At 51.4% G+C, this 9,262-nt stretch carries 13 protein-coding genes and 1 tRNA gene; 6 read left to right on the forward strand and 8 right to left on the reverse strand.

Going from position 1 to position 9,262, the window contains the following annotated elements:
* From glcF to Q4544_RS13065, 3 genes are read right to left on the reverse strand one after another with little or no spacing between them, the layout of a single operon-like run.
* The gene (glcF, locus tag Q4544_RS13055; RefSeq protein ID WP_303506932.1) at positions 1-1,323 is read right to left on the reverse strand and encodes a glycolate oxidase subunit GlcF; all 1,323 of its coding nucleotides are present in this window, start codon (positions 1,321-1,323) and stop codon (positions 1-3) included.
* A gap of 3 nt (positions 1,324-1,326) precedes the next feature.
* Positions 1,327-2,433 carry an FAD-binding protein gene (locus Q4544_RS13060; RefSeq protein ID WP_303506933.1) on the reverse strand — a complete coding sequence of 369 codons (1,107 nt, stop codon included), beginning with the start codon at positions 2,431-2,433 and terminating at the stop codon, positions 1,327-1,329.
* Positions 2,430-3,878 (reverse strand): FAD-linked oxidase C-terminal domain-containing protein, encoded by a 1,449-nt coding sequence (locus Q4544_RS13065; RefSeq protein WP_303506934.1) that lies wholly within the window; start codon positions 3,876-3,878, stop codon positions 2,430-2,432. The genes Q4544_RS13060 and Q4544_RS13065 overlap by 4 nt, the downstream gene beginning before the upstream one ends.
* 84 nt (positions 3,879-3,962) lie before the next feature.
* On the opposite strand from Q4544_RS13065, the gene Q4544_RS13070 reads away from it, so the two are divergent.
* Together Q4544_RS13070 and Q4544_RS13075 are read left to right on the forward strand one after the other, a co-directional pair.
* Positions 3,963-4,661 (forward strand): DUF599 domain-containing protein, encoded by a 699-nt coding sequence (locus Q4544_RS13070; RefSeq protein WP_303506936.1) that lies wholly within the window; start codon positions 3,963-3,965, stop codon positions 4,659-4,661.
* 16 nt (positions 4,662-4,677) lie between these two features.
* On the forward strand, positions 4,678-5,043 hold the full coding sequence (locus Q4544_RS13075) for a hypothetical protein (RefSeq protein ID WP_303506938.1): 366 nt from the start codon (positions 4,678-4,680) through the stop codon (positions 5,041-5,043).
* Here Q4544_RS13075 and rlmH read toward each other — a convergent pair.
* The 3 genes from rlmH to Q4544_RS13090 all read right to left on the reverse strand — a co-directional run bounded on the left by rlmH (position 5,031) and on the right by Q4544_RS13090 (position 6,622).
* Positions 5,031-5,501: a 23S rRNA (pseudouridine(1915)-N(3))-methyltransferase RlmH gene (gene rlmH / locus Q4544_RS13080; protein WP_303506952.1), complete on the reverse strand. Its 471-nt coding sequence runs from the start codon at positions 5,499-5,501 to the stop codon at positions 5,031-5,033. The two genes, Q4544_RS13075 and rlmH, sit on opposite strands and share 13 nt — an antisense overlap.
* A 39-nt stretch (positions 5,502-5,540) precedes the next feature.
* Positions 5,541-5,897 (reverse strand): ribosome silencing factor, encoded by a 357-nt coding sequence (rsfS, locus tag Q4544_RS13085; RefSeq protein ID WP_303506940.1) that lies wholly within the window; start codon positions 5,895-5,897, stop codon positions 5,541-5,543.
* Positions 5,898-6,100: 203 nt separating this feature from the next.
* Positions 6,101-6,622 (reverse strand): hypothetical protein, encoded by a 522-nt coding sequence (locus Q4544_RS13090; protein WP_303506942.1) that lies wholly within the window; start codon positions 6,620-6,622, stop codon positions 6,101-6,103.
* 66 nt (positions 6,623-6,688) lie between these two features.
* On the opposite strand from Q4544_RS13090, the gene Q4544_RS13095 reads away from it, so the two are divergent.
* Together Q4544_RS13095 and Q4544_RS13100 are read left to right on the forward strand one after the other, a co-directional pair.
* The gene (locus Q4544_RS13095; RefSeq protein ID WP_303506944.1) at positions 6,689-7,231 is read left to right on the forward strand and encodes a DUF2975 domain-containing protein; all 543 of its coding nucleotides are present in this window, start codon (positions 6,689-6,691) and stop codon (positions 7,229-7,231) included.
* Positions 7,231-7,440: a helix-turn-helix transcriptional regulator gene (locus Q4544_RS13100; protein ID WP_303506946.1), complete on the forward strand. Its 210-nt coding sequence runs from the start codon at positions 7,231-7,233 to the stop codon at positions 7,438-7,440. Before Q4544_RS13095 ends, Q4544_RS13100 begins: the two co-directional genes overlap by 1 nt.
* Here Q4544_RS13100 and Q4544_RS13105 read toward each other — a convergent pair.
* The gene (locus Q4544_RS13105) at positions 7,437-8,084 is read right to left on the reverse strand and encodes a CatB-related O-acetyltransferase (RefSeq protein WP_303506947.1); all 648 of its coding nucleotides are present in this window, start codon (positions 8,082-8,084) and stop codon (positions 7,437-7,439) included. The genes Q4544_RS13100 and Q4544_RS13105 overlap by 4 nt on opposite strands.
* Positions 8,085-8,156: 72 nt before the next feature.
* Positions 8,157-8,232 (reverse strand) — tRNA-Trp (locus tag Q4544_RS13110).
* Positions 8,233-8,695: 463 nt separating this feature from the next.
* Here Q4544_RS13110 and Q4544_RS13115 point away from each other — a divergent pair.
* Positions 8,696-8,929: a hypothetical protein gene (locus tag Q4544_RS13115; RefSeq protein ID WP_303506950.1), complete on the forward strand. Its 234-nt coding sequence runs from the start codon at positions 8,696-8,698 to the stop codon at positions 8,927-8,929.
* A 49-nt stretch (positions 8,930-8,978) separates the two neighbouring features.
* Complete coding sequence (locus tag Q4544_RS13120; protein WP_303506951.1) at positions 8,979-9,218, forward strand: hypothetical protein; 240 nt, start codon at positions 8,979-8,981, stop codon at positions 9,216-9,218.
* Positions 9,219-9,262 lie beyond the last annotated feature (44 nt).

Below are 9,262 nucleotides of genomic sequence, written 5' to 3' on the forward strand. Positions count from 1 at the left end.
CTATCGTAGGATAGGTGGGCCTTCGACCTGCCCAGATTTCGCCGTAAGTGCAGCAGGCTTCGGTCCACCCATCGCCCAATCCAGCAACTCCACCGTGTGCATGATCGGAACATCGGTGCCCGAGCCGATCTGCATCATGCATCCGATATTTCCAGCGGCGATAATGTCGGGCGACTTAGCCTCTAAGGTTTTGATTTTGCGGTCTTTCAACTGCCCAGAAATCTCTGGTTGCAGTAAATTATACGTCCCCGCAGAGCCACAACACAGATGGCTATCCGCCGGTTCAACAACCGTGAAACCCGCCTGCTTCAGCAAATCTTTCGGCGCGGATTTAATCTTTTGACCATGCTGTAACGAACACGCCGCGTGGTAAGCAACAACTAATCCCTTATCCGCGCCCTTTGGCATTTCAAGGCGCGATAGAATCTCAGACACATCTAAAGCAATGTCTGACACCCGCTTTGCATCCGCCGCCAAAGCGTCATTCCGGAACATATGCCCATAGTCTTTGATCGTTGTCCCGCAGCCCGAGGTGTTGATGACAATCGCATCCAGCCCCTTGCCGTCCATTTCACGTACCCACGCATTGATATTCCGCGCCGCAGACGTATGGCTTTCATCCGTCTTTCCCATATGGTGCGTCAACGCCCCACAACAGCCCGCGCCTTCGGCCACAACAACCTCGCAACCCAACCGCGTCAGCAAACGAATGGTCGCGTCATTAATATCGGTATTCAACGCCTTTTGCGCACAACCCGTCATCAACGCCACACGCATTTTCGGCACGACTTCGGGCGCAAAGCTTTGCGGGCGATCATTGCGGCTGACGGGCGGAATTTGCTTTGGCGCCATTCGCAACATGGCCTGCAAACGCGCACTGGGGATCAAACCTGCAAAAGGCCGCCCAAGCTTTGCCAGTAACAGCGCGACGCGGAACCGCATCGGGTGCGGAATGATCCGTGCCAAAATCCAGCGCAGGGCGCGATCAGATAACGGTCGTTTGTGATGTTCTTCAATATAGGCCCGCGCTTGATCGACAAGGTGCATATAATGAACACCAGAAGGACAGGTCGTCATGCACGCAAGACACGATAGGCAACGATCCACATGCGTTACCGTTTTTTCATCCGGAACCCTTTGATTTTCCAACATATCCTTGATCAAGTAGATGCGCCCGCGCGGGCTATCTAATTCATCCCCCAGCACCTGATACGTTGGGCAAGTCGCCGTACAAAATCCGCAATGCACGCAAGCGCGCAAAATCTCATTCGCACGTGCAATCTCAGGGTCTTTTAGTTGCTCAGCTGTGAATTCAGTACGCATAACTCACCCCATCAAACCCTGATTAAACAACCCGCGTGGATCGAACTTTGCGCGCAATCCTTGGGATAGTTTGACAATGGCTGTCGGCTCAGGATGAAAAAGCAAATGCCCTTCGCCGCGCACCAAAGTCGCATGCCCTTGAACGCCGTGCATCTTTGAACGAACGTCCTCGTCTTCTGGGCAAAGCAACCAAATTAACCCGCCGCCCCAGTCATAGAGCACGGCATCGTTTTCGATCCTCGACACCAGCGCAGGAGCATCTGAGGGCTTCACAGAAACCCGCCATACATTGCCTTTGCGCCCGTGGAACAATTCAACATCTCGTACCCATTTCCAACCCGCTGTGGTTCGGTCGGGCGAGGTTTCAATCACCTGTTCTGCATCACTTGCTAAATGCTGGCGCAATGCATCCAGCCGGTACGTGACGGACTCTTCAAAGCCTTCTAGCCGCAGCATCGTTACCGGATGCCCATCAACGCCGACAGGCGCATGCGCGGCACCGGTTACCTCAAACGGCGACCCAAGCGCTTTGGACATAACCGCCACAGCCGCCTGATCATCCAATCCGTTCAACAATAGCACGCCCGTCATTTCCGGGTTCGGCAGAACCTTTAGGCTGACCTCGGTCATAACCCCCAAGGTCCCCCAACTGCCCGCCATCAACTTTGCCAGATCATAGCCGGTCACGTTTTTCATAACCCGCCCGCCATTGCTAATCGCACGCCCCATTCCGTCAATAAAACGCACACCCAGCAGAAAGTCGCGGCACGCACCAACAGAGACCCGCCGTGGTCCCGAGTTGTTCGCAGCCACGACGCCTCCAATCGTGGAAGCGCCAGCTGATCCAGTCAACCCGCGCGAGTCCATCGGCTCAAACGCCAACCGCTGCCCTTCAGCCGCAAGTGCGGCTTCAATGTCCAAAATAGGAGTCCCAGCCTGTGCAACTAAAGTCAGCGAACCGGGTTCGTATAAGGTTATCCCATTCAAACCCGTCGTCTTAATCGGATCGCCGTGAACAGATAGCCCACGTGAACCACCACCGTGGAGCGCAATCGGCGACTTGGCCTCACGAATGGTCTCTGCCATCTCAATTTCGGTCTTCGGGATCATCGATTGACCTCCTGTGGTCCACGTCGCGAGGCGCTGACGGATAGCGGAAAGACCTTTGCGGGGTTCAATAGCCACTTTTCGTCAAACACATCTTTAACCGCCATCTGGATATCCAGATCATCTGCTGAGAATTGATGCGTCATCAGCTCGCGCTTTTCGACGCCAACCCCGTGTTCGCCAGTCAAGCAACCGCCAACAGAAACGCAAAGCTTAAGGATTTCTGCGCCTAAATCTTCGCATTTCTCTAGATCGCCGGGCTTATTTGCATCAAATAAAATCAGCGGATGCATATTGCCGTCGCCCGCATGGAAAACGTTCCCAACCTTCAACCCAAACTCTTCGCTCAACTCACTTATCCGGCGCAAAACCAGTGGTAGTTGGCTGACAGGAATAGTCCCATCCAAACACATGTAGTCGTTGATTTGCCCCATCGCCCCAAAGGCGGATTTGCGGCCCAACCAAATCTTTGCGCTTTCTTCTGCCGACTGGCTTTGACGCAGTTCAACCGGATTATGTTTCTGCGCAATCTCACTGATCCGCTCTAACTGCGCATCAATCTCTGCATCCGATCCTTCGACCTCTACGATCAACAACGCCTCGCAATCGGGGTAACCTGCACCGGCAAAATCTTCGGTCGCGCGGATGCAGATCCGGTCCATAAACTCAATCGCGACCGGTAAAATACCAGCCTTGATCACGTCACTTACACAGGCACCTGCTACCTCATTATCATCGAACCCAATTAAAATTGGCCGCGCCCCTTCGGGCTTTGGTAGAATGCGCAAGGTCGCTTCAGTCACGATGCCAAGCTGACCTTCGGAGCCACAAATCAACGCAAGAAGGTCCAACCCGCCTGCATCCATATATGGCCCGCCAACATCAATAATGTCGCCTTCTATCGTGACCAACCGTGCGCCAAGCAGATTATTGGTTGTCACACCATATTTTAGGCAATGGGCCCCACCTGAATTCATCGCAATATTGCCTGCAATCGCACAGGCCAATTGTGACGACGGATCAGGCGCGTAGAAAAATCCGTTTTCCTCTACCGCGCCCGTCACGCTTAGGTTCGTGCGCCCAGTTTGCACGCGAATGATTCGATTGTCATAATCGGTTTCCAGAACCTCGTTCATCTTGGCAATTCCAATAATGACAGCATCAGATGTCGGCATTGCACCACCCGCCAACGACGTTCCAGCCCCCCGAGGGACAACTGGCACATTCTGCTCATGGCAAATCTTCAACGCCGCTGCCACCTGCTCTGTTGTTTCTGGCAAAACAACAGCCAAGGGCGGACAACGATAAGCCGTTAACGCGTCACACTCATAGGCGTAGGTTTCTTCGGGCGCGTCAATCACAGAGCCCGCGGGCAAAACGCGCCGCAACAACGCAACAATTTCTGCCTTTCGCGCAAGAACTGTCTGATCAGGGAGTGGCATTTCCATAACGGCACCTCAATTGAATTGGTAATTTAATATAACCAATTTTTACCAATGACAACCCTGCGGCAAACCGACTAGTGTGCGCTCATGATTTGGATTGACCGCCTTGCACTGTTCTCGACCATTGATTTCATTGGTCTCTTCCTGCTTTTTACCGGGTGGTTCACCATTGGCTGGATCACAGAAAACCCGCCCAAAAACAAACCATCGGTTTCTAAGCTGATGGTGTTTTATCGCCAGGAATGGATGCGCCAGTTCATTTTGCGTGATCCGCGCATCTATGATGCGCAAATCCTTAGCAACTTACGGCAGGGCACTGCTTTTTTCGCATCTACGTCTATGATTGCAATTGGTGGCGGGCTGGCCCTAATCGGAAATGCAGAGCGCCTAACCGGCGTCGCCTCGGACCTGACGTTAACCAACGTTCCCACGATTGTTTGGGAAATCAAGCTAATCATCATGCTCTTCTTTATCGCTAATGCTTTTCTTAAATTCGTTTGGTCACACCGCCTCTTTGGTTATGCAGCCGTCATTATGTCTGCTGTTCCTGTCGACCCCAACGATCCGCTCTGCATTCCACGCGCTGAAAAAGCAGCAGAAATCAACATTGCTGCAGCCCGAAGCTACAACCGTGCTCTACGATCAGTCTATTTTGGATTAGCGGCAACAGCCTGGCTGGGCGGTGGAATTGCCCTCTCCCTAGCAGCCATTCTAACGGTTTTCATCGTGTGGCGCCGAGAGTTTGCAAGCATTTCGCGGGCAGCTCTACTAAAATCAACTTTGTAACCGGCGGAGAATCCTTATGCGCGCACTTGTCTTGTTAGCTTTTGTTGCCTCACCCGCTTGGGCAGATTCTCCGGTTATTGAAAAAGTCCAAGGTCGCCAAAGCGGTACAACTTGGCAGTTTGACGTAACCCTAAGCCATGCAGATACAGGCTGGGACGATTACGCGGACGGCTGGCGCGTCCTTAATACCGATGGAACAGAGCTTGGCATGCGCGTATTGCACCACCCTCATGTCAACGAACAGCCATTCACCCGAAGTCTGTCGGGCGTTACGATTCCAGAGGGTGCTTCAGAGATTGTCATTCAATCGCGCGATTCAGTTGGTGGCTGGTCAGATCAGACCGTCACGATTTCTCTGGACGAGCCAAACTACGCACGGTGATACGGCGAACCTGATAGAATAGATGCCGCGCGGTACAGTTGTTCGCTCAACATCACGCGCACCAACATATGCGGCCAAACCATTTGACCAAAGCTAAGCGACATGTCGGCCTGCGCGCGCAAAGCTGGGTCGATACCATCCGCACCACCAATCACAAAAGCTAAATCCCCAACGCCATTATCACGGCGCTGCGCCAAAGCTTTTGAAAATTCAGGCGAGCTCATCAGCTTTCCGCGTTCGTCCATGGTGCAAATAACAGCTCCTTTCGGAATAACGCCTTGCAACAGTGGCGCTTCGGCCCGCATGCCGCCACCTTTGCGGTCTTCGACTTCATGCAATTTAACCGGGCCAAGCCCCAAGGCTCGCCCGGTTTTGTCAAACCGCTTCAGATAGTCATCAATCAAATCACGCTCTGGGCCAGACCGAAGCCGGCCAACAGCGCAAATATGGATACGCAATGCCATGTCTATCCTTTAGGGCCACCGGCCCAAAACATGTTAGGCGCTGCCGCCCTGTACCCACATTTTTTCCAGCTGATAGAATTCACGTACTTCCGGACGGAAAACGTGCACAACAACATCACCGGTATCAATCAGAACCCAATCGCCGGTATCTCTACCTTCGATTTTGCTGAGTCGACCGGTTTCATGCTTAATGCGTTCTACCAGTTTCTGAGAAAGCGCCGAGACTTGACGCGATGAGCGCCCGGAGCACACGACCATGAAATCGCCAATAGACGAACGACCACGCAGATCAATCTGCACGATGTCCTCTGCTTTGTCGCTTTCCAGAGTGTTAACAATAAGCTCAAGTAGCTCAGGGGCTGTTACGCCAGTTTTTGGCGTATCAGCCATTTGGTCACCATTTGCGGCGGGTGCCACATCCACATTCAAAGACAGAGACCTGCCCTCCTTGCAACGTGCCGCATTGCCCCGGCACTGGGCCTAACTTCAAGATAGCATCCGTTCTATGAATTTCCAATGAAACGCAAGCGGAATGCTGCGTTTCATTGTTTTTTGTAACCTGATGTGACTAAATCATGAGAAACAACGCGCCATCAGCTTGTGCCACACGGCTCTAGCGTATCGATCGATTTGTTGATCAGACGGCTTAAGCGCATCTCATCTACGACCTTATAAAACCCGCTTTCGAAATCACCTCGAACAGCTATCGACACGCGTGGTTTATTCGCTTTCGGCGGATCTATATGGCACGGATTGATTTGCATTGAAAACGCGCCATCCACATCAATACCCGCATCCATCCAAGACAATATGTGCGCCTGCTGCGCCGCCAATCTTGCGCGATCTTGCACAGTTAATACAAACTCCGCCGCATCCGTTGACCGAACGAGGTGATATGTCTCGCTTGAAACATCTTGGCTTTGTTCGTTTCTAGCCCGCACTGAAATTTCCACCCCTTTCTTAGAGATCGCGTATCCTTTCGACAGCTGAATGCGCGTAGCGAATGCTACCGGATCGGCTGTGATTGGATCTGGCTCTGAAGCGACAGCTTTTGCGCTGAGAGCCGTCGTAACGGACAAAGCCAGCACAACACATCGAAGGTTATAGCTAAACATGAGAATTCCCTTTATCGAATCAATTATTATTGCTAAACGATAATTAATTAATAAATGGAAGAAAAGATGTCATCTTACAATCAATCCAACATTCGGCGCCTCGCCAAATTTCTATTCTACGTGACAACACTCGCTTTGTTGGCACTTCCAGTTCTTTTCATTGTTGCCTGCACCCAAACCGAAATGCTGACTGAATGGCTGCGCGAGACCTATTCCGATTACCGACTACCGGATGTCATCTCGTCCACAAAATTCGCCTCAATCTTAGCTATCGAAGCGATTGGTGTTTTTCTGACGCTCTTCGTCCTGTGGCAAATGCGTGCGCTCTTTGCTTTATATATGTCCGGTGAGACGCTAACCGAACGTTGCGCAAAACGAATTTTGCGGATCGGACAAGGGTTGGTCGCCGTTGGGTGCGTCAGCTTCTTTTCAAAAACAATTGTTGTTCTCATTCTGACATTCCACAACCCACCCGGTCAGCGCACTTTATCCATTAGCTTTGGCGACGGAGATTTGGGCTTCTTATTGGCCGGCGCTCTTATTGTTGTTATTGGCTGGGTATCAAAAGAAGCAGCCCGTGCTGCTGAAGAAAACAAGGCATTCGTTTAATGGAGATTATAGTCCGGCTGGATGTGATGATGGCCACCCGCAAGATTAAGGGCAAAGATCTCGCGGCACGGATTGGAATCACCGAGCAAAACCTGAGTCTCTTGAAATCAGGCAAGGTCAAAGGCATCCGCTTTGAGACCCTTGCCAAAATCTGCAAAGAGCTTGAGTGCCAGCCCGGCGATATTCTTGAAGCAGCCGAAACAGACTAAACGGCTTCAAGCGCATCCAAATCCGTGCCACAGATTTCGGCCTCATGCGCTTGGATACGTTCAATCGGCCAATCCCACCACGCGATCTTCTGCATACGTTGAGCATCCAAATCCGAAAGGCGACGACGAACCTCACGCGCGGGATTTCCCGCGACAACAGAATACGGTGCGACTTTTCCCGAAACCACCGCCCCGGCGCCAATGATCGCACCATCTCCAATGACAGCGCCCGGCATTATCATTGCACCTGTACCTATCCAAACGTCGTTGCCAACAACCGTATCTGCCCCAGGCTCCGGCAAGCTTGGTCGATTTTCCCAACCACCACCGAACACGAGGAATGGAAAACTCGACAATCCATCATACCGATGGTTGGCCGAAGACGTGATAAATTGCACGCCAGCCGCGATTTGGCAGAACTTTCCAATTACCAACTTTTCGGGCGCAAATTCATAAAGGTATGGCGCAAGGCGAAAAACAATGTCCGCAGAATCCTCGAGCGGCTGATGCGCAGACATATATGTATAGTCCCCAACAAACAGGCGCGGGTGATCGACTGCTGCATTTAGGAACACAGTCCCCTTATGAGGCGTGCGATCTTTTAGTTTGATGGGATAAAAGGTGTTCGGGTCGGGAAAGGGCATATCAAAGCTCCATACTGAAATTAAAGAAATTCAGGCTTATGCTTTAATCATGGTCCTATCTCCGTTGGAAAATGGCAGGGGCACCAGGGTTCGAACCCGGGACCTACGGTTTTGGAGACCGTCGCTCTACCAGCTGAGCTATACCCCTACGGTGAGGATGGAATTAAGAGAGACTCAGCCGAACTGCAAGACAAAAACGACTCTCAATGCAAATTCTGATCACAGAACCCTCACACAAACGCACCCCAACGCGCGAATTGCACGCGCTTTCGTGAACCACCTGAAATAAATCGACTAAAAAACGACTGCACTTTTTTGTGACGCCGATATGACAAACTTTATTTCTTCAAAATTCTCTCGATGTCCTCTCGCAATCACACGAGGTCGACCTGCGCCAAAGCCATGTTTTATTGACCCGCACAGGCGGCCTGCAGCTTTGCACATAGGGCTGGTAACTGGAAACTCTTTTCAAGGAAGAAAAGCGTGATTTCTCGTGTGCGTTTTCGTGAATTCAAACTTCGGATCAGCGTCCCTAATTTGGTTGGTGTCAGCAGGACAGCTGGCAAACGACAAATAACAACACTGCAATACGCAACGAAAGGACACACATTATGAAACGCATTATCGCAGCATCCACAGCAGCTTTGGTTCTGGTATCCGGCGCAGCTTCTGCAATGAATTCTGCAAACGACGCAGCTGTTTTGAAATTCGCTCCTGAAGCAGACCTAGCTGGTTACTCCGACGCAGCCATCGCTCACATCGTAAACACAATCAACGACGACCGCGATGACAGCTTCGTTCAGAAACAAGCTCAAGTTCGCTCGCTTCTTAAGCACCTGAACTAATCAATCCAAAGTCTCCCCAAGACTGAAACCACTTATTAAGGAAAAAACCATGAAACGTATTATCGCAACTTCCGCAGCAGCCCTTGTTGTTCTGACTGGCGCAGCTTCCGCAATGACTTCTGCTTCTGCTAACGACGCAGCTGTTCAAAAATTCGCTCCTGAAGCTGACCTGTCTGCATACTCTGACGCAGCAATCGCTCACATCGTAAACACAATCAACGACGACCGCGATGACAGCTTCGTTCAAAAACAAGCACAAGTTCGTTCGCTTCTTAAGCACCTGAACTAATCAATCCAAAGTCTCCCCAAGACTGAAACCACTTATTAAGGAAA

Origin of the sequence: Cognatishimia sp. 1_MG-2023 (assembly GCF_030548175.1) — a bacterium.
Classification (GTDB): domain Bacteria; phylum Pseudomonadota; class Alphaproteobacteria; order Rhodobacterales; family Rhodobacteraceae; genus Cognatishimia.

Excerpts from the sequence above, each read along its gene's own strand:
- glcF (WP_303506932.1), bottom strand. The coding sequence starts at position 1,323 with ATGCGTACTGAATTCACAGCTGAGCAACTAAAAGACCCTGAGATTGCA.
- Q4544_RS13060 (WP_303506933.1), bottom strand. The coding sequence starts at position 2,433 with ATGATCCCGAAGACCGAAATTGAGATGGCAGAGACCATTCGTGAGGCC.
- Q4544_RS13065 (WP_303506934.1), bottom strand. The coding sequence starts at position 3,878 with ATGGAAATGCCACTCCCTGATCAGACAGTTCTTGCGCGAAAGGCAGAA.
- Q4544_RS13070 (WP_303506936.1), top strand. The coding sequence starts at position 3,963 with ATGATTTGGATTGACCGCCTTGCACTGTTCTCGACCATTGATTTCATT.
- Q4544_RS13075 (WP_303506938.1), top strand. The coding sequence starts at position 4,678 with ATGCGCGCACTTGTCTTGTTAGCTTTTGTTGCCTCACCCGCTTGGGCA.
- rsfS (WP_303506940.1), bottom strand. The coding sequence starts at position 5,897 with ATGGCTGATACGCCAAAAACTGGCGTAACAGCCCCTGAGCTACTTGAG.
- Q4544_RS13090 (WP_303506942.1), bottom strand. The coding sequence starts at position 6,622 with ATGTTTAGCTATAACCTTCGATGTGTTGTGCTGGCTTTGTCCGTTACG.
- Q4544_RS13095 (WP_303506944.1), top strand. The coding sequence starts at position 6,689 with ATGTCATCTTACAATCAATCCAACATTCGGCGCCTCGCCAAATTTCTA.
- Q4544_RS13100 (WP_303506946.1), top strand. The coding sequence starts at position 7,231 with ATGGAGATTATAGTCCGGCTGGATGTGATGATGGCCACCCGCAAGATT.
- Q4544_RS13105 (WP_303506947.1), bottom strand. The coding sequence starts at position 8,084 with ATGCCCTTTCCCGACCCGAACACCTTTTATCCCATCAAACTAAAAGAT.
- Q4544_RS13115 (WP_303506950.1), top strand. The coding sequence starts at position 8,696 with ATGAAACGCATTATCGCAGCATCCACAGCAGCTTTGGTTCTGGTATCC.
- Q4544_RS13120 (WP_303506951.1), top strand. The coding sequence starts at position 8,979 with ATGAAACGTATTATCGCAACTTCCGCAGCAGCCCTTGTTGTTCTGACT.